The sequence below is a fragment of the Streptomyces sp. NPDC097619 genome, assembly GCF_040302735.1.
Lineage (GTDB): Bacteria > Actinomycetota > Actinomycetes > Streptomycetales > Streptomycetaceae > Streptomyces.
Map to the genome: position 1 here is coordinate 1 of NZ_JBEOSD010000161.1, position 18,436 is coordinate 18,436.

17 protein-coding genes and 2 tRNA genes are annotated in these 18,436 nt (G+C 72.5%); 11 read left to right on the forward strand and 8 right to left on the reverse strand.

The window, feature by feature from the left end:
* Positions 1–24 precede the first annotated feature (24 nt).
* Positions 25–591, reverse strand: a complete 567-nt coding sequence (locus tag ABTZ17_RS30675) for a PPA1309 family protein (protein WP_352199038.1) — start codon at positions 589–591, stop codon at positions 25–27.
* A gap of 135 nt (positions 592–726) precedes the next feature.
* On the opposite strand from ABTZ17_RS30675, the gene ABTZ17_RS30680 reads away from it, so the two are divergent.
* The 4 genes from ABTZ17_RS30680 to ABTZ17_RS30695 all read left to right on the forward strand — a co-directional run bounded on the left by ABTZ17_RS30680 (position 727) and on the right by ABTZ17_RS30695 (position 6,026).
* Positions 727–3,654 (forward strand): UPF0182 family membrane protein, encoded by a 2,928-nt coding sequence (locus tag ABTZ17_RS30680; protein ID WP_352199051.1) that lies wholly within the window; start codon positions 727–729, stop codon positions 3,652–3,654.
* Between the two features lie 45 nt (positions 3,655–3,699).
* Positions 3,700–3,776: transfer RNA gene (locus ABTZ17_RS30685), tRNA-Met, on the forward strand.
* A gap of 292 nt (positions 3,777–4,068) precedes the next feature.
* Complete coding sequence (locus ABTZ17_RS30690) at positions 4,069–5,877, forward strand: tetratricopeptide repeat protein (RefSeq protein WP_502994911.1); 1,809 nt, start codon at positions 4,069–4,071, stop codon at positions 5,875–5,877.
* Positions 5,878–5,952: 75 nt separating this feature from the next.
* Positions 5,953–6,026, forward strand: a tRNA-Met gene (locus tag ABTZ17_RS30695).
* 205 nt (positions 6,027–6,231) lie between these two features.
* Here the strand turns inward: ABTZ17_RS30695 and ABTZ17_RS30700 are convergent.
* Entirely contained in the window at positions 6,232–6,648 is a 417-nt protein-coding gene (locus tag ABTZ17_RS30700) for a Fur family transcriptional regulator (protein ID WP_352199040.1), read from the reverse strand.
* 148 nt (positions 6,649–6,796) lie between these two features.
* On the opposite strand from ABTZ17_RS30700, the gene ABTZ17_RS30705 reads away from it, so the two are divergent.
* Positions 6,797–8,248 carry a catalase gene (locus ABTZ17_RS30705; RefSeq protein WP_352199041.1) on the forward strand — a complete coding sequence of 484 codons (1,452 nt, stop codon included), beginning with the start codon at positions 6,797–6,799 and terminating at the stop codon, positions 8,246–8,248.
* Positions 8,249–8,311: 63 nt separating this feature from the next.
* Here ABTZ17_RS30705 and ABTZ17_RS30710 read toward each other — a convergent pair whose 3' ends face one another.
* Both ABTZ17_RS30710 and hisN read right to left on the reverse strand, forming a co-directional pair.
* On the reverse strand, positions 8,312–8,710 hold the full coding sequence (locus tag ABTZ17_RS30710; RefSeq protein WP_352199052.1) for a CBS domain-containing protein: 399 nt from the start codon (positions 8,708–8,710) through the stop codon (positions 8,312–8,314).
* A gap of 242 nt (positions 8,711–8,952) precedes the next feature.
* Entirely contained in the window at positions 8,953–9,753 is an 801-nt protein-coding gene (gene hisN / locus ABTZ17_RS30715) for a histidinol-phosphatase (protein ID WP_352199042.1), read from the reverse strand.
* Positions 9,754–9,879: 126 nt separating this feature from the next.
* Here hisN and ABTZ17_RS30720 point away from each other — a divergent pair, with 126 nt between their 5' ends.
* On the forward strand, positions 9,880–10,497 hold the full coding sequence (locus ABTZ17_RS30720; RefSeq protein ID WP_352199053.1) for a TetR/AcrR family transcriptional regulator: 618 nt from the start codon (positions 9,880–9,882) through the stop codon (positions 10,495–10,497).
* Here the strand turns inward: ABTZ17_RS30720 and ABTZ17_RS30725 are convergent.
* The 4 genes from ABTZ17_RS30725 to ABTZ17_RS30740 all read right to left on the reverse strand — a co-directional run bounded on the left by ABTZ17_RS30725 (position 10,454) and on the right by ABTZ17_RS30740 (position 13,991).
* Positions 10,454–10,777 (reverse strand): DMT family transporter, encoded by a 324-nt coding sequence (locus tag ABTZ17_RS30725; protein ID WP_352199054.1) that lies wholly within the window; start codon positions 10,775–10,777, stop codon positions 10,454–10,456. The genes ABTZ17_RS30720 and ABTZ17_RS30725 overlap by 44 nt on opposite strands.
* A 90-nt stretch (positions 10,778–10,867) precedes the next feature.
* A complete protein-coding gene (rsgA, locus tag ABTZ17_RS30730; RefSeq protein ID WP_352199043.1) occupies positions 10,868–11,878 on the reverse strand; it encodes a ribosome small subunit-dependent GTPase A in 1,011 nt (336 codons plus the stop codon).
* Between the two features lie 4 nt (positions 11,879–11,882).
* The gene (aroA, locus tag ABTZ17_RS30735; RefSeq protein WP_352199044.1) at positions 11,883–13,223 is read right to left on the reverse strand and encodes a 3-phosphoshikimate 1-carboxyvinyltransferase; all 1,341 of its coding nucleotides are present in this window, start codon (positions 13,221–13,223) and stop codon (positions 11,883–11,885) included.
* 54 nt (positions 13,224–13,277) lie between these two features.
* The gene (locus ABTZ17_RS30740; RefSeq protein WP_352199045.1) at positions 13,278–13,991 is read right to left on the reverse strand and encodes a M50 family metallopeptidase; all 714 of its coding nucleotides are present in this window, start codon (positions 13,989–13,991) and stop codon (positions 13,278–13,280) included.
* A 53-nt stretch (positions 13,992–14,044) separates the two neighbouring features.
* On the opposite strand from ABTZ17_RS30740, the gene ABTZ17_RS30745 reads away from it, so the two are divergent.
* The 5 genes from ABTZ17_RS30745 to ABTZ17_RS30765 form a co-directional block, all read left to right on the forward strand.
* Positions 14,045–14,860, forward strand: coding sequence for an SOS response-associated peptidase (locus tag ABTZ17_RS30745; RefSeq protein WP_352199046.1), 816 nt, complete (start codon positions 14,045–14,047; stop codon positions 14,858–14,860).
* Between the two features lie 48 nt (positions 14,861–14,908).
* A complete protein-coding gene (locus ABTZ17_RS30750) occupies positions 14,909–15,571 on the forward strand; it encodes an alpha/beta hydrolase family protein (protein WP_352199047.1) in 663 nt (220 codons plus the stop codon).
* A 257-nt stretch (positions 15,572–15,828) separates the two neighbouring features.
* Complete coding sequence (locus ABTZ17_RS30755; protein ID WP_502994912.1) at positions 15,829–16,473, forward strand: sigma-70 family RNA polymerase sigma factor; 645 nt, start codon at positions 15,829–15,831, stop codon at positions 16,471–16,473.
* Positions 16,470–16,772 carry a mycothiol system anti-sigma-R factor gene (gene rsrA, locus ABTZ17_RS30760; RefSeq protein WP_352199049.1) on the forward strand — a complete coding sequence of 101 codons (303 nt, stop codon included), beginning with the start codon at positions 16,470–16,472 and terminating at the stop codon, positions 16,770–16,772. The genes ABTZ17_RS30755 and rsrA overlap by 4 nt, the downstream gene beginning before the upstream one ends.
* Before the next feature lie 261 nt (positions 16,773–17,033).
* A partial coding sequence (locus tag ABTZ17_RS30765) for an HD-GYP domain-containing protein (RefSeq protein ID WP_352199050.1) occupies positions 17,034–18,436 on the forward strand: 1,403 nt, incomplete at its 3' end.

Consider the following 18,436-nt stretch of genomic DNA (forward strand, 5'->3'; position numbering starts at 1 on the left):
GCGCGGCCGCGCGGCCGCGCCGGCTCAGTCCTCGAAGGTGGCCGACAGCGCCTCGGCCAGGCCGGGCACCAGGTCCGCGCCGGTCAGCACCTCGCTCGCGCTGTCCTTGCCGCGCAGCCGCACCGCCGACTCGCGCGCGCCGTCCCGCAGCACGCCCACGGTCAGCCGGACCTCCTGGCGCTCCGGATGGGAGGCCACCCAGGAGGCCAGTCGGCTCTCGTCCATGCCGGAGGGCACCGCGGCCTCGGCGGACGGCGGCAGCATCAGGCGCTCCACGGACAGGGCGCAGCCGATCACGGCGTCCGGCCAGGCGATCGTGCCGAGGAAGCCGTCCAGCTCGGTGCCCGGGGGCAGCTCGTCCTGGAGGACGGGGGTGTAGGAGGGGGCGGTGGCCCCGTCGGTGTCGGCGGTCAGGCCGAGCTGGGCCGCGAGCTTCGGCTGCTGCGCGCGCAGCTTCGCGGTGTCGACGAGGGCGAAGAGCCGGGCCGGCTGGTCCCAGCCCTGACCGGCCGCGTACTCGTCGATTTCGAGGACGGCACGGGTGAGCGGGCTCGCCGCCATCGGCGTGCCGGAGGGAGAAAGGTTGGACATGGACAACATCCTGCCTCCTTTCGGTGCGATACCGGGAACTGACTAAAGCCTCAGTAAGTTGCAGGAGTGGGCCCTACGATCGGGGGCCCACTCCTGACCACACTGCTACTCGAGGTGCGCACCTTGGCTTTCCAGATGCCGGACCGCGGCGGAGGCCCCTCCGGGCCACGGATGAGAGTCGGCCGCCCGTCCCGGCGTGCCCGGACCCTGCTCATGACCCTGGGCGTCCTGGCCGTGCTGGCCATGGCGTTCATCATGTTCGCCGGATTCTGGACGGACTGGCTCTGGTACCGCTCCGTCCGGTACTCCTCCGTCTTCACCACCACCCTGTGGACGAAGATCGGACTGTTCTCGGTCTTCGGCCTGCTCATGGCCGTGATCGTGGGGCTGAACATCTGGCTGGCCCACCGGATGCGTCCGCCGCTCAGCGCGATGTCGCTGGAGCAGCAGAGCCTCGACCGGTACCGGATGAGCATCGCGCCCTTCAAGAAGTGGCTGCTCGTCGGGATCGCGGCCCTCGTCGGCCTGATCGCCGGAGCCTCGGCGGCCGGCCAGTGGCGCACCTGGCTGATGTACGTCAACGGCGTCCCGTTCGGCAAGAAGGACCCGCAGTTCGGGCTGGACGTGTCGTTCTACGCCTTCGAGCTGCCCTGGTACCGCTTCCTGCTCGGCTTCGGGTTCGCGGCCGTGGTGCTCTCCCTGATCGCCGCGGCGGTCGTGCACTACCTGTACGGCGGCCTGCGGGTCACCAGCCCCGGCGCCCGCGCCACCTCGGCGGCCACCGGCCACCTGTCGATGCTGCTCGGGTTCTTCGTGGCGCTCAAGGCGGTCGCGTACTGGCTGGACCGGTACGGGCTGGCGGTGAAGTCCAGTGACTTCAAGGCGGCGGACAACTGGACCGGTCTGCGGTACGTCGACGCCAACGCCTACCTGCCCGCGAAGACGATCCTCTTCTGCATCGCGGCGATCTGCGCCGTGCTCTTCTTCGCCACCCTGTGGCGCCGCACCTGGCAGCTGCCGGTCATCGGCTTCGGCCTGATGGTGCTCTCGGCGATCCTGATCGGCGGCCTGTACCCGGCCATCGTGCAGAAGTTCCAGGTCCAGCCGAACGAGCAGGCCAAGGAATCCCCGTACGTCCAGAAGAACATCCAGGCCACGCGGGACGCCTACGGGATCGTCGACTCCGAGGTGAAGGAGTACCCGGGCACCAGCACGACCACGGACCAGAACGCCCTGCGGAAGGCCGCCGACACCACGGCGAGCATCCGTCTGCTGGACCCGAACATCGTCTCCCCGACCTTCCAGCAGCTCCAGCAGATCAAGGGCTACTACGGCTTCCCGTCCACGCTGGCCGTGGACCGGTACAAGGGCCAGGACACGGTGATCGGGCTCCGCGAGCTCAACCTCGCGGGCATCCCGAAGAACAACTGGATCAACGACCACTTCAAGTACACGCACGGTTACGGCGTGGTCGCGGCCAAGGGCACCGAGGCCGACCGCGAGGGCCGCCCGGTCTTCATCCAGTCCGACCTGCCCTCCAAGGGCGAGCTCGGCACCGACTTCGAGCAGCGCATCTACTACGGCGAGATGACGAAGCAGTACTCGATCGTCGGCGGCCCGCAGAAGGAGCTGGACTACTCGGACGACAAGGGCGAGAAGGAGACCAGCTACAAGGGCGACAGCGGGGTCAACCTCGACAACCCGATCAACCGCGCCGCGTACGCGCTGGCCTTCAGCGAGCCCCAGATCCTGTACTCCGGGGCCATCGGCGAGGGCTCGCGGATCCTGTACAACCGCACGCCCAAGGAGCGGGTCGAGTCCGTCGCCCCGTGGCTGACCATCGACGGCGCGGCCTACCCGGCCGTGATCGACGGCCGGATCCAGTGGATCGTGGACGCCTACACCACGACCAACGGCTACCCGTACGCCTCGCGGACCACCCTGGGCGACAGCACCGCCGACTCGCTGACCAACCAGCAGCGCGCCGTGGTGGCCCAGGAGAACCAGGTCAACTACATCCGCAACTCGGTCAAGGCCACCGTCGACGCGTACGACGGCACGGTCAAGCTGTACCAGTGGGACACCCAGGACCCGGTCCTCAAGACCTGGATGAAGGCGTTCCCCGGCACGGTCAAGGCCAAGACGGAGATCTCCAAGACGCTCATGGAGCACATGCGGTACCCGCAGGACCTCTTCAAGGTCCAGCGCGAGCTGCTGACCCGCTACCACGTCACCGACCCGCAGACCTTCCTCAGCGGTTCGGAGGTCTGGGCCGTCCCGAACGACCCGACCACCAAGGCGGAGAACGCCGTCCCGCCGTACTACCTGTCGATGAAGATGCCGGGGCAGCCGCAGCCGGACCAGGTCTTCTCGCTGACCACGACCTTCACCCCGAACGGGCGCGACAACCTCAGCGCCTTCATGGCGGTGAACGCCGACCCGGCCACCTCGGACTACGGCAAGATCAGAATCCTGAAGCTGCCCACCAGCAAGACGGTGGACGGCCCCAAACAGGTGCAGAGCCAGTTCAACTCCGAGCAGAAGATCGCCGAGTCCATCCGGCTGCTGCGCGGCGGCGACTCCGAGGTCGAGTACGGCAACCTGCTCTCCGTGCCGCTGGAGGGCGGCATGCTCTACGTGGAGCCGGTGTACGTGCGCGGCGGTGGCCTGAAGTACCCGTTGCTCCGCAAGGTCCTGGTGACCTACGGCGGCAACACGGCCTTCGAGGACACGCTGGAGAAGGCGCTCAACGTGGTCTTCGGCGCGGAGGCCCCGAGCACCCCGGACAAGCCGGACGACGGCACGACGACCCCGGTCACCCCGGGGAACCCGACCGTCAAGCAGGCCCTCTCCGATGCCGCCAAGGCGCTGGAAGAGGCCGACAAGGCCATGAAGGCGGGCGACTGGACCGCCTACGGCAAGGCGCAGGAGGACCTGGAGGCCGCCCTGAAGCGGGCCCAGGAGGCCGAGGCCAAGCTGCCCGCCAGGCAGCCCGCCCCGGGCACCACCCCCGGCACCGCCCCGACTCCCTCGGCGAAGCCCTCGGCGCCCGCCGGCGGATGACGATGAGGGGCTCCGCCCGCGATCGTGATACGGTGGTTTCACCGACGCGGGGTGGAGCAGCTCGGTAGCTCGCTGGGCTCATAACCCAGAGGTCGCAGGTTCAAATCCTGTCCCCGCTACCAATGAAGAAGGCCCGGATCCTTTGGGATCCGGGCCTTCTTCATGTGCGCCGCCGGGGGGTGTCGCGAGTCCGTCGCACGGGGGCCGCATGGAGGCCGCGGTCCGGGGGAGGAGGGGAGGTAAGACCCCTCGTCATATGCCGTTTCGGGGTCTTGTCACCCGCAGGGGGTGACTTGGGGCGGGACCGTGTTTGACTTGTCTCTCTGTGGGCATGTCGACAAAACGCTGTAGTGACCTCACTGGCTGCGACATACCAGGTGTACGCGGGTTGCAGGTGATGCGACGATGGGATTTATGGGGGACAGGTCAACTCTGCTGGAGACAGGGCGGTTTGTGCGGGCGGAATCCGACGAGAACAAGACCACGGGTACCGAGGCACTCCTGGCCGAGGCGGTCGACACCGCGCTGACCGAAGCGGTGGCCGACGCCGAGCTGGAGGCCCGGCACCGTGTCGCGGCCGAAGCCGGGGATCCGGCGTCGATGAGCATCCTGGGCGCCTCGCTGCTGCGCCGCGGAGACCTCGACGCTGCCGAACCCTACCTCCGCGGGGCCACCACCGCCGGTGACCGGGCCGCCGCGAACAACCTCGGCGTCCTCCTGCACCAGCGCGGGTACCCGGACGAGGCCGCCGACTGGTGGCGGGTCGCCGCCGTCGCCGGCTCCACCGCGGCCGCCCACGCCCTCGGCCGTCACCACCGTGAGCGCGGGGACGAGCCGGCCGCCGAGTACTGGCTCCGACAGGCGGCGGAATCCGGCCACGTCCTCGGCGCCTACGCCCTCGCCGACCTCCTCCAGCACCGCGGGGACCCGGGAGCCGAGCGCTGGCTGCGCGCCGCCGCCGAACAGGGGCACCGCGAGGCCGCCTACCGCCTGGCCCGACTGCTCCGCACCGACCGGGCCGTCGAGGCCGAACAGTGGTACCGACAGGCCGCCGCCCGCGGGCACCGCCGGGCCGCCCTGCACCTGGGCACCCTCCTGGAGAAGCGCGGGGAGCTGAAGGAGGCCGGCCGTTGGTACCTCAGCTCGGCCAAGCAGGGCGAGGCCCGGGCCGCCTGCGCCCTGGGCTTCCTGCTGCGCGACGAGGGGGACGAGGAGGGGGCCGCGTCCTGGTGGCGACGGGCCGCGGAGGACGGGGACGGCAACGCCGCCAACGCCCTCGGCGCCCTGCACGCCGCCCGCGGCGAGGTCCAGGCCGCCGAGCGCTGGTACCGCACGGCCATGGACGCGGGCGACCACAACGGCGCCTACAACCTCGGGCTGCTCTGCGCCGCCCAGGAGCGGATGCCGCAGGCCGAGCAGTGGTACCGCCGCGCCGCCTACGCCGGGCACCGCGAGGCCGCCAACGCCCTGGCCATCCTGCTGCTCCAGGTCGGGGACGCGGCCGGGGCCGAGCCCTGGTTCTCCAAGGCGGCCGAGGCCGGCAGCGTGGACGCCGCCTTCAACCTGGGCATCCTCTTCGCCGGCCGGGACGAGGACCGCACGGCCCTGAAGTGGTACGAGCGGGCCGCCGCGGCCGGGCACACCGACGCCGCCCTCCAGGTGGGCATCGCGCTGGTCCGCGACGGTGAGGAGCGGGCCGCCGAGCGCCACCTGCGGTGCGCCGCGGGCGGCGGCAGCGCGGAGGCCGCCTTCCGGCTGGCCGCCCTGCTGGAGAGCCTCGCCCCGCCCCCGGAGCAGCCCGCCCTGGGCGCCCCGGCGGCGGTGCGGACCGAGAGCGAGGAGTGGTACGAGCGGGCCGCGGAGCAGGGGCACCGCCGTGCCCAGGTCCGGGTCGGCATGCTCGCCGCGGGCCGCGGGGAGCTGGGTACGGCCGCCCGCTGGTACCGCGAGGCCGCCGAGGCGGGCAGTCGCAACGGCGCCTTCAACCTCGGCCTGCTGCTGGCCCGCGAGGGCAGCGAGCCCGAGGCGGCCCTGTGGTGGACCCGTGCCGCGGTGGCCGGGCACGGCCGGGCCGCCCTGCGGCTGGGCCTGCTGGCGGCCCGCCACGGCGACCTCAACGAGGCCCGCAAGTGGTGCGCGCGCGCCGTGGAGCTGGGTCCCGCCGAGGTGGCGGCCCGGGCGGCGCGGCTGCGCGAGGCGCTGGAGGAGGAGTTGACGGCCTGAGCCGGGCCCCGCGCCCGGCCGGAGCGGAACCGATTTGCGCAGGCCGGGGGCGTCACGTAACGTTGGGTTCACCGACGCGGGGTGGAGCAGCTCGGTAGCTCGCTGGGCTCATAACCCAGAGGTCGCAGGTTCAAATCCTGTCCCCGCTACTAGCGGAGGAGGCCCGGATCCAGGGAACTGGATCCGGGCCTCCTTGCGTTTCCGGGCCCTGTTCGCCCGGGGCCCGGTGCCCGCGACCGATCCGCCCGGATCCCGTCCGCGGCCGTCCGACACGACATCCGACACGAGAAGACCGCCCCCGGCTCGGCCGGGGGCGGTCTTCTTCTTTCGTGTGCGGGCCGTGTGCGGGCCGGTTCAGGCGGCGGCGCAGCCCGGGCAGATGCCCCGGTAGGTGACCTCGACGCCGGAGACCGTGAAGCCGAAGCGCTCGGAGTCGGGGAGGTCGGCCAGCGGGTTCCGGGCCGGGTGGACGTCCCGGATGGCCCCGCAGCGGGCGCAGACCAGGTGCTGGTGCGGCCGGTGCGCGTTGGGGTCGTACCGCTTGGCGCGGCGGTCCGTGGAGACCTCCAGCACCTCGCCGAGCGTGACCAGCTCGCCCAGCGTGTTGTAGACGGTCGCCCGGGAGATCTCGGGGAGCCGGGCGACGGCGCGCGCGTGCACCTCGTCGGCGGTCAGGTGCACGTGGTCGCCGTCGAGCACCTCGGCCACGACGCGTCGTTGTGCGGTCATGCGCCATCCGCGTCCGCGAAGTCGTTCCAGCAGGTCACTCATGGGCGCCAGCCTAGCAGTGTGGGGATCGGGTGCAGATCCGGACCGAGTGGTGATTTGGATTCTTACTTGACCTGGACAAAGTCCATTGTAGGATCGGTTACGGCTGAGGCCAGCGACAGGACATGCAGGGAAGACGCAGGAGGCGCACGTGACCCAGGGACCGCTCACCACGGAGGCCGGAGCTCCGGTTGCCGACAACCAGAACAGCGAGACCGCCGGTGTCGGCGGCCCGGTCCTGGTCCAGGACCAGCTCCTGCTGGAGAAGCTCGCCCACTTCAACCGCGAGCGCATCCCGGAGCGCGTGGTGCACGCCCGCGGCGCCGGTGCCTACGGCACCTTCACCGTCACGGCCGACGTGACCCGCTGGACCCGCGCGAACTTCCTCTCCGAGGTCGGCAAGCAGACCGAGACCTTCCTCCGCTTCTCCACGGTGGCGGGCAACCTCGGTGCGGCCGACGCGGTGCGCGACCCGCGCGGCTGGGCGCTGAAGTTCTACACCGAAGAGGGCAACTACGACCTCGTCGGCAACAACACCCCGGTGTTCTTCATCAAGGACGCCATCAAGTTCCCGGACTTCATCCACACCCAGAAGCGCGACCCGTACACCGGCTCGCAGGAGGCGGACAACGTCTGGGACTTCTGGGGCCTCTCGCCCGAGTCCACCCACCAGGTGACCTGGCTGTTCGGCGACCGCGGCATCCCCGCCTCGTACCGCCACATGAACGGCTACGGCTCGCACACCTTCCAGTGGAACAACGAGGCCGGCGAGGTCTTCTGGGTCAAGTACCACTTCAAGACCGACCAGGGGATCAAGAACCTCACCCAGGCCGAGGCCAACCGGCTGGCCGGTGAGGACCCGGACTCCCACCAGCGCGACCTGCGCGAGTCCATCGAGCGCGGCGAGTTCCCGACCTGGACCGTGCAGGTCCAGATCATGCCCGCGGCGGACGCGGCGGCCTACCGCTTCAACCCGTTCGACCTCACCAAGGTGTGGCCGCACGAGGACTACCCGCCGATCGAGATCGGCAAGCTGGAGCTGAACCGGAACCCGGAGAACGTCTTCGCCGAGGTGGAGCAGTCCATCTTCAGCCCGGCGCACTTCGTGCCCGGCATCGGCCCCTCCCCGGACAAGATGCTCCAGGGTCGCCTCTTCGCCTACGGCGACGCCCACCGCTACCGCGTCGGCATCAACGCCGACCACCTGCCGGTGAACCGCCCGCACGCCACCGAGGCGCGCACCCACTCGCGTGACGGCTTCCTCTACGACGGCCGCCACAAGGGCGCGAAGAACTACGAGCCGAACTCCTTCGGCGGCCCGCACCAGATCGACCGCCCCCTCTGGGTGGGCTCCGCGGTCACCGGCGTCACCGGCGACCACGCGGCCCCGGCGCACGCCGAGGACGACGACTTCGTGCAGGCGGGCAACCTCTACCGCCTGATGTCCGAGGACGAGAAGGGCCGCCTCGTGGAGAACCTGGCGGGCTTCATCGCCAAGGTCTCCCGCGAGGACATCGCCGAGCGCGCGATCGGCAACTTCCGTCAGGCGGACGGTGACTTCGGCAAGCGTCTGGAGGCTGCCGTCCAGGCCCTGCGCGGCTGACGACGCCTGCTGGGGCGACGGCGGGCCGGAATCCCCTCGGGGGTTCCGGCCCGCCGTCCGTTCTCAGGCCGGTACGGGCGCCGAGCGCCGGGCCGGAGCCCAGCAGCGGATCACGTCCCGCACCGAGACGATGCCCACCGGGCCCCCGTCGGCCAGCACCACCAGGTGCCGGAAGCCGCCGTGGGCCATGGCCTCGGCGGCCTCCAGCAGGGTGGCCTCCGGGGTGCAGAAGACCACGTTGTTGGTGGTGTGGGCGGCCACGGTCTCCCGGTCGGGGTCGTGGCCCGCACCGATCGAGTTGAGGATGTCGCGTTCGGTCAGGATGCCGACCCCGCTGGTCTCCGGGTCCAGGACGACGGCCGCGCCGATCCGCCGGCCGGACATCAGGCAGGCCGCCTGGCGCAAGGTGTGGGCGGGTCCGAGGGTGAGGATGAGAGTGCTCATGGCGTCACGGACGAGCATGAAGAGAGCCACCTCCTGAGGATTCCGCTCCGCCACGACGACGCCCGTGAATTCGTTCACAAACGCACAAGCGGAGGGATTCTCAGAGTGGCATGACCACGGAGGGTCATCAAGGGGGCGCGTTGCGCACCGATCCGGCCGCAGGGAGCGCGGGGAGGGCGCGGGGCGCGTGCGCGCCGGGTCCCGGACCGGCCGGAGCGGAGCCCCGACCGGCCGTGCGGCGCGTGCGTCCCGCAGGGGACTCAGGCCCGGCGGAGGTATCCGAGCATGCGGTCGTGCAGCAATCCGTTCGAGGCGGCCGCGTTCCCGCCGTGGACACCGTCCACGCCCTCCACCGAGGTGAAGCGACCGCCCGCCTCCCGGACCACGATCTCGATGGCCGCCATGTCCCACAGGTTCAGCTCGGGCTCGGCGCACAGGTCCAGGGAGCCCTCGGCCACCATCATGTAGGGCCAGAAATCACCGTAGCCGCGGGTCCGCCAGCAGGCCCGGGTCAGCTCCAGGAAGCCCGGCAGCCGCCCCTGCTCCTCCCAGCCGCTCAGCGAGGAGTAGGCGAAGGAGGCGTCGGACAGGTCCGCCACCCCCGAGACCCCGATCGGGGCGGCCTCGGCCAGGGAGCCCCCGGAGAAGGCCCCGCCGCCCTCCGAGGCCCACCAGCGGCGGCCCAGCGCCGGGGCCGACACCACGCCCACCACCGGGCGGAACTCCCCGTCCGGGCCCTCCGCCATCAGCGAGACGAGGGTGGCCCACACCGGCACCCCGCGCACGTAGTTCTTGGTCCCGTCGATCGGGTCGACCACCCAGCGGCGGGGCCCGTCGCCCTTGAGCCCGTACTCCTCGCCGAGGATGGCGTCCCGCGGCCGGTCCCGCTCGATGCCCGCCCGGATGACCTCCTCCGCGGCCCGGTCGGCTTCGCTGACCGGGGTCATGTCCGGCTTCGTCTCGACCTTCAGGTCGAGGGCGCGGAACCGCGCGGTGGTCACCGCGTCGGCGGCGTCGGCCAGTTCGAGGGCAAGGCGCAGATCATCGTCATACTCGGGCATGGCCGAACAGTATCGGCCCCCGTCCGGCCGGACCACACGGGCGGCCGCTCACCGGCGGGGGCCCTCTTGACACCGTCCGACGGCCCGTCAACGCTGGCCCTGGCCGGGCGGCAGCGGGAGGCGATGATGCCGGCAGCGCGGGAGTCCTTGCTCGAAGCGGCCCAGACGGCCCTCGCGGGTCGGCCCTGGCCCGCCGTGCGGATGGTGGACGTGGCCGCCGCCGCGGGGGTCTCGCGGCAGACCCTCTACAACGAGTTCGGCGGCAAGGACGGGCTGGCCCGGGCCCTGGTCCGGCGGGAGGCGGCCTGGTTCCTGGACGGCGCCGAACGGGCCCTGGGCCCGCCGGGGGAGGACTCCGCGCGACTGCTGGCCCTCGCGGACTGGACCGTACGGACCGCCCGGGCCCGGCCGCTGCTGCGGGCCCTGCTCATCGGAGGTCGGGACGAGGACCTGCCGCTGCCCCGCCCGGAGCCCGGTGCGGTGCCGCGGCCCCGCCGGGAGCACCGGCTGCCGGGCCCGGGGGAGCTGCTCGCCGCGTTACGGGACCGGGCCGCGGCGGCCCTCGGCGGCGACGAGGCGGTGGCCCACCGCTGCGAGCTGGCGGTACGGCTGGCCCTGTCCTACGTGCTGGCCCCGCGCGAGGAGGGCGCCGGGGCGGAGCTGCGCGAGCTGCTGGCCCTCGGAGCGCCGCACCGGGGGGTCAGTGCGACGAACCGGACAGCTGGAGGCCGATCACCCCGATGATGACCAGCGAAATCGAGACGATCTTCAGGGTGGAGACCAGGTCCCCCAGGAAAACCATCCCGTAGATGGCCGTCCCGGCCGCGCCGATGCCCGTCCAGACCGCGTACGCCGGGCCCACGTCCAGCTTGCGCAGGGCCAGCGTCAGCAGCCCGAAGCTGCCGAGGGCGAACGCGGCGAAGGCGATCGTGGGCCACAGCCGGGTGAAGCCGTGGGAGAGCTTGAGACAGACCGCGAAGCCCGTCTCCAGGATTCCCGCGACGATGACCAGCAGCCACGCCATGCGCATGCCTCCCCGCGTCGTGTGACACGGCTCCGCGCCACATGGTGCGATTATGCATTTACCAGACACGGCCTCCGGCAAACCCGCGGCTCAGTCGCCCTCGCGGCGCTCCCGGGTCGCGAGCAGGCGGCGCAGCGAGTCCAGCCGGGCCGGTTCCGCGTGCCCCTCGGCCACCCAGCGGTCCAGCGCGCAGTCCGGCTCGTCGTGGCTGCAGGCCCGCGGACACTCCTCCGTACCCGGCACCAGGTCCGGGAAGGCCAGGATCACGCGCGAGGGCTCGATGTGGTGCAGCCCGAAGGAGCGCACGCCCGGGGTGTCGATCACCCAGCCGTCCCCGTCGGGCAGCGGCAGGGCCAGAGCCGAGGTGGTGGTGTGCCGGCCGCGACCGGTGACGGCGTTGACGTGCCCGGTGGCCCTTCGCCGGTCGGCCGCGACCAGGGCGTTCACCAGGGTGGTCTTGCCCACCCCGGAGTGGCCCACGAAAGCGGTGATCCGGCCGCCCAGGCGCTCGCGCACCCGGTCCGCGGCGTCGCCGTTCTCCAGCTCCTCGCGGTTGGTCACCACGTACCCCAACCCGAGGGTGGAGTACGTCTCCAGCAGCTTGTCCGGGGCGGCCAGGTCCGACTTGGTGAGCACCAGCAGGGGCTCCAGACCGGCGTCGTACGCGGCCACCAGACAGCGGTCGATCATCCGGGGCCGGGGCTCCGGATCGGCCAGGGCGGTCACGATCGCCAGCTGGTCGGCGTTGGCCACGACCACCCGCTCGAAGGGGTCGTCGTCGTCCGCGGTACGGCGCAGCACCGAACGGCGCTCCTCGATCCGCACGATCCGCGCCAGGGTGTCCTTCTTGCCGGACAGGTCCCCGACGATCCACACCCGGTCACCCACCACCGCGGCCTTGCGGCCCAGCTCGCGGGCCTTCATGGCGGTGACCTTGCGGTCCTCGACCAGGCAGGTCAGGCGGCCGCGGTCCACCGTGAGCACGAACCCCTCGGCCGCGTCCTCGTGCTTGGGCCGGATGCTGGTCCGGGGCCGGTTGCCCTTGGGGTTCGGGCGGGACCGGATGTCGTCCTCGTCGGTGTGCTTGCCGTACCTGCGCATGGCGCTACGCTCCCGCTCCCGAGAGCATGTCCGTCCACATGGCCGGGAAGTCGGGCAGGGTCTTGGCGGTGGTGCCGACGTTCTCGATCTTCACCCCCTCGACCGCCAGGCCGATCACCGCGCCCGCGGTGGCCATCCGGTGGTCGTCGTAGGTGTGGAACACGCCTCCGTGCAGGGGGCGCGGGCGGATCCGCAGGCCGTCCTCGGTCTCGGTGACGTCGCCGCCGAGACCGTTGATCTCCCGGGTCAGGGCCGCCAGCCGGTCCGTCTCGTGCAGGCGCAGGTGCGCCACCCCGCGGAGCACGGACTCGGAGTCGGCCAGCGCGGCCACCGCGGCGATGCCGGGGGTCAGCTCGCCCACCTCGCCGAGGTCGACGTCCACGCCGTGGATCTTGCCGGTGCCGGTGAAGACCAGGCCGGCGTCGGTCAGCTCGCAGGAGCCGCCCATGTCCGTGAAGATCCGGCGCAGGGCGTCCCCGGGCTGGGTGGTGCGCCGCGGCCAGTCGGGGATGGTCACGGTGCCGCCGGTGATCATCGCGGCGGCCAGGAAGGGCTGGGCGTTGGACAGGTCGGGCTCGACGACCAGGTCGCGCCCGCGGAGGGCGCCGGGGGCCACCCGCCAGACGTTCTTCTCGCCGCCGGACTCCGGGGTGTCCACCTGGGCGCCCGCGGCCCGCAGCATCTCCACGGTCATCCGGATGTGCGGCATCGAGGGCAGCACCGCCCCGGTGTGCCGGACCTCCACGCCCTGGTTGAAGCGCGGCGCGGACAGCAGCAGGGCGGAGACGAACTGGGAGGAGTTCGAGGCGTCGATCTCCACGACCCCGCCGTCCAGGGCGCCGCCGCCGTGCACGGTCAGGGGGAGCGCCCCGCGGCCGTCGTCGTCGATCCGGGCGCCCAGTGCGCGCAGCGCGGTGATCACCTGGCCGAGGGGGCGCTCGTAGGAACGGGGGTCGCCGTCGAAGCGGACCGGGCCGTCGGCGAGGGCCGCGACCGGGGGCAGGAAGCGCATCACGGTGCCGGCGTTGCCCACGTCCACGGTGGCCGGGCCGCGTAGCACGGCGGGGATGACCCGCCACGCCTCGCCGGTCTCGCCGGCACCGCCGGAGCTGGAGGAGACGGTCTCCTCGATGCCCACGCCGAGGGCGCGCAGCGCGTCGGACATGAGCTGGGAGTCGCGGGAGCGCAGCGGGCGGCGCACCCAGCCCGGCTCGGCGGCGAGGGCGGCCAGCACCAGCGCGCGGTTGGTGACCGACTTCGATCCCGGCACGGTGACGGTGGCACGGACGGGCCCGTCCGCGAGGGGGGCGGGCCAGAGGTCGTGGAGCGCGGGGGTCTCGGTCATGGCCCTTACTTTAGTGCCCCGTCACGGGCCCCGATCTTGATCACCGGGGCGGTCTCACAGTCCGAGCAGCCAGCGGCCCCCGCCGGTGAGGCAGGTGAGGGTCACGACGTGGAAGAAGACGATCCACACCAGGGGCGGCAGGTGGGTCAGCCGTCCCAGCTGGTCGGCGTCCGAATCGGGGGCGCCGCCGTGCCGCCGCTTCCCCTGGAGCTCGAACACCGGCCGGACCCCGCCCAGCAGCAGGAACCAGACGACCCCGTAGGCGAAAACGGCCTGAACCGGCTCCGGGGCCAGCCAGGACACTAACAGGAACGATCCGCCCGTCAGCAGGACCGTCATCACCCCGTAGGCGTTGCGGACCATCACCAACAGGAGCAGCAGCAGCGCGCAGGCCGCCCACAGCAGCAGGGTCACCCGGTGCCCCGACAGCAGCCAGGCCCCGCCCAGCCCCAGCAGGGAGGGGGCGGTGTAGCCGGCCGCGGCGGTGAGGATCATGCCCGGACCGGTGGGGCGGCCCCGGCTCACGGTCAGCCCGCTGGTGTCGGAGTGCAGCCGGATGCCGTCCAGCCGGCGGCCGGTGAGCACGGCGGCCAGGCCGTGGCCGCCCTCGTGGGCGATGGTGACGGCGTTGCGGGCCACCAGCCAGACGGGCCGGGGGAGGACGACGGCCAGCGCGACGGCCGCGGTCGCGGCCACGAGCCAGAGCGCGGGGGCTTCCTGGGTGCCGGAGAGCCGGTCCCACAGGCCGCCCAGGGAGGTGCTGTCCATGGGGTGGCGGGCTCCTTGCGGTCGGGGGCGGGGGTCATGGCAGTGTGGCAGCCATGTGCGGACGGTATGCGGCGGGTCGTGGCCCGGAGGACCTGGCCGGGGCCTTCGGCATCGAGCGGTGGGATCCCGAGGAGACCCTGGCCCCGGACTGGAACGTGGCCCCCACCAAGCCGGTCCACGTGGTCCTCGACCGTCCTCTCAAGGACGCGCCCGGCCGCCGTCCGGTTCGCCAGCTGAGGGTGCTGAAGTGGGGGCTGGTGCCCTCCTGGGCCCCGAACCCCGACGGCGCCGCCCGGATGATCAACGCCCGGGCCGAGTCCCTGCACGAGAAGCCCTCCTTCCGCGGCCCCTTCGCCCGGCAGCGCTGCCTCATACCCGCCGACGGCTACTACGAGTGGGTCACCGGCTCCGACGAACGGCGCCTGGAGGTCGAGGGCAAGCGCAAGCGCACCCTCAAGCAGCCCTACTTCGTCCGGCCCGCCGACGGCTCCGTCCTCGCCATGGCCGGCATCTACGAGTTCTGGCGGGACCCCGCCCTGCCGGCCGGCCACCCCGCGGCCTGGTGGGCCACCTGCGCCGTGATCACCACCGAGGCCGAGACCGCCGCCTTCGACGGGGCGTCCGACGAGGGCCCCTCCTCCCTCGCGGCCATCCACCCCCGGATGCCGCTGGTCCTCACCCCCGACCGCTGGGACGCCTGGCTGGACCCGGCCCGCACCGGCACCGAGGAACTGAGGCCCCTGCTGGAGCCCCCGCCGGCCGGGCTGCTGCGCGCCCACCCCGTCTCCGCCGCCGTCAGCAGCGTCCGCAACAACGGCCCCGAACTCCTCCGGGAGCTGGAGGCCCCCGAACACGGCACGCTCTTCTGACCGCCCCCCTTCCCCGGAACCCCCGCCCTGACCAGGCAGGATGAGGGAATGACGCGCATCCAGACGGTGGCCTGCGAAACCGGCGAGGCCCGGATCACCTGGGTCACCTCCCGCCGCACCGCCCCCCGGGCCGTGCTCGCCCTCGGCCACGGAGCCGGCGGCGGCATCGAGGCCCGCGACCTCCAGGCCCTGGCGGCCGCCCTGCCCGCCCTCGGAACCACCGTCGCCCTGGTGGAACAGCCCTGGCGGGTGGCGGGGAAGAAGGTGGCCGCCGCCCCGAAGACCCTGGACGCGGGCTGGCGCGGGGTCTGGCCCGCCCTGGCCCGGCCCGGACTCCCCGTCATCGCCGGCGGCCGCAGCGCCGGGGCCCGGGTGGCCTGCCGCACCGGCCGGGAGCTGGGCGCCGCCGCCGTGCTCGCCCTGGCCTTCCCGCTGCACCCGCCGGGCCGGCCGGAGAGCTCCCGGGCCGCCGAGCTGACCGGCAGCGGACTGCCCACCCTGGTGGTGCAGGGCGGCCGGGACCCCTTCGGCCGGCCCGCGGAATTTCCCGTACCGCTGCCCGCCGGACACGAAATCTCCGAGGTCCCGGATGCCGACCACGGATTCGCCGTTCCCAAGAAATCGGACACGGGTCAGGAAGAAGCGCTGGAACTCATCGTTTCCGCCGTCACGGGATGGCTGGAACGCCTCCGGGACCGGAACCCGTCCTGAAAGTGGCGGGAATCCCGGGAATGTGCCGGCGCCCCTCGTGGTTGTGGCAGGTGCCGGAACGAACAGCACTGTCAGAGGAGAAGAGGCGCCGCATGGGCTCCACCATCTGCCCCGACCGTCCACAGGCCGCTGACCTGGAGTGGACGGTCCTCGCGGCGCCCAAGAACCGCCCCATTCGGGCGGCGGACGCATGGGATGGTCGCGTATTCTCCGAATCGAGCGGGTCCGCCTTCGGGTCCGCCACGGTCTTGGAGGAGGTGGGTCCTGTTACCGGGACCGACGACGTCCGCGCGGAGGAGACGACCGAGGAACGCAATCAGCGTTTCGAGCGGGACGCCCTCGGCTACCTCGACCAGATGTACTCCGCGGCGTTGCGCATGACGCGCAATCCGGCCGACGCGGAGGACCTGGTGCAGGAGACCTACGCGAAGGCGTACGCCTCCTTCCACCAGTTCCGCGAGGGGACCAACCTCAAGGCGTGGCTGTACCGCATCCTCACCAACACCTTCATCAACTCGTACCGCAAGAAGCAGCGCGAGCCCCAGCGCAGCGCCGCCGAGGAGATCGAGGACTGGCAGCTCGCGCGCGCCGAGTCGCACATGTCGACCGGCCTGCGCTCCGCCGAGTCCCAGGCCCTCGACCACCTTCCGGACTCCGACGTGAAGGAAGCCCTCCAGGCGATTCCCGAGGAGTTCCGCATCGCGGTGTACCTCGCGGACGTCGAGGGGTTTGCGTACAAGGAGATCGCGGACATCATGGGTACACCCATCGGTACGGTCATGTCCCGACTGCACCGTGGCCGCCGTCAACTCCGCGGGATGCTGGAGGACTACGCCCGTGACCGCGGGCTGGTCCCGGCCGGCGCGGGAGAGTCGCACGACCGGAAGGGCTCGGGCTCATGAGCTGCGGGGATCCGCACGAGACGGACTGTTCCGAAGTCCTCGACCATCTGTACGAGTTCCTCGACCGGGAAATGCCGGACAGTGACTGCACGAAGTTCGAGACGCACTTCGGCGAGTGCAATCCCTGCCTGGAGAAGTACGGCCTCGAACAGGCCGTGAAGAAGCTCGTCAAGCGGTGCTGCGGGTCCGATGACGTCCCCAGCGACCTCCGTTCCAAGGTGATGGGCCGGATCGAACTGATCCGGGCCGGCGAAACGGTTCCCGAACAGGACATCACCGCCGGGCCGGCGACCGGCTGACCCCGGACCGGTCCCTTCCAGCCGGGACCTGACGAAGAGCCACGCGGAACGCCGCGGATCCACACCGGATCCGCGGCGTTCCGTCGTATCCGGTATCGGTCGCCCATGCACCCCTTCACCCGAAGGCGTTAATCCGGGGCCGCCCGGACGGCGCAATGGGACATTGCGGCCCCGGCGGCGCCGGGCCCCGCCCTATCCTCCCCAGGCGGTACCGGTGGATCCGGTACCCGGTCCGACCGGCCACACGGGGAGGAGGGCGCCATGCGGGTGCTTCCGGCGGGAGCGCGCCTGTACGTCCTGTGCGCCGTGCTCGGCGCCCTCTGGTGCACCGCCCCCGCGATCACCGCCGACGCCCCGGACCCGCCCTGGCCCACCCTCGCGGCACTGGCCGCCCTCGGCCTCGCCCTCCAGGCCGCCCGCTGCCCGCGCGCCGCCGACGGCCGACCTCCCGAGGGCACCGGCGCCTTCTTCCCCGTCCTGCTGGCCGCCGTCCAACTGCTCCCGCCGGCCGCCGCCGCCCTGGCCGCCGTCCCCGGAGCCCTGGCCGCGCCCCCGGCCGGCCGGCCCGCGGGGGTCCGCCGGATCTGGCACGCCGCCGAACAAGCCCTCGCCACCTGGGCCGCGGCCCAGGTCTTCGGCCTCGCCCACGGCCCGGAAGCCCTCCGTGGGCCCGGCCCCGGCGCCGTGCCCGACCTGCCGTACCTGCTGCTCCCGACGGCGGCCGCCGCCGTCACCCTCTGCCTGGTCCTCACCGCCCTGGAGGGCGGGATCCTGGCCGCCGCCGAAGGGCTGCCCGCACGGGCCGCCTGGCACGGCGGACCCGGCCGGGTCCTCGTCCCGCACCTCGTGCACGCCGCGGCCGGGCTGATGACGGCCGTGCTCTGGACCGGCCCCTACGGGCCCGCCGCCGCGGCCCTGGTCCTGCTGCCGGTCTGCATCTCCTGCTGGGTCTTCGCCCAGTACCACCGCGAACGCGCCGCCCACCAGGCCACCATCCGGGCCCTGGTGCAGGCCGTGGACATCAAGGACCGCTACACCCGCGGACACGGGGAGCGGGTGGGCCAGGCCGCCACGATGATCGGCCGGGAGCTCGGGCTGCCCCGGGACCGGCTGGAGACCGTGCGGATCGCCGGGATCCTGCACGACCTGGGCAAGATCGGGGTCCCGACCCGGTTGCTCCGCAAGGACGGGCCGCTGACCCCCGAGGAACGCCGGATCATCGAGCTGCACCCCGAGTACGGCCACGAGATGGTCCGCGGCATCGCCTTCCTCGGCGAGGCCCGCGCCGCCATCCTCCACCACCACGAGCGGGTGGACGGCTCCGGCTACCCCTATGGACTGGCCGGTGACCGCATCCCCGAGTCGGCCCGCCTGATCGCGGTGGCCGACGCCTTCGACGCGATGACCTCCACCCGCTCCTACAGCCGGGCCCGCCCGGTCCCGGTGGCCCTGGCCGAGCTGGAGCGCTGCGCCGGGGCCCAGTTCGACCCGGCGATGGTCGCCGCCCTCCGGCAGGCCCTCGAACGACACGGCTGGCACCCCGTGGTCACCGCCGACTGCGACGTCCAGCCGGCCGGCGGTCTCGGCCAGCGAGGGCTCGTCGGTGACGTCCACGGACCAGTATCCGGAGGGGCCCGCCATGCCGTCCGCCGACCACGCGAGGC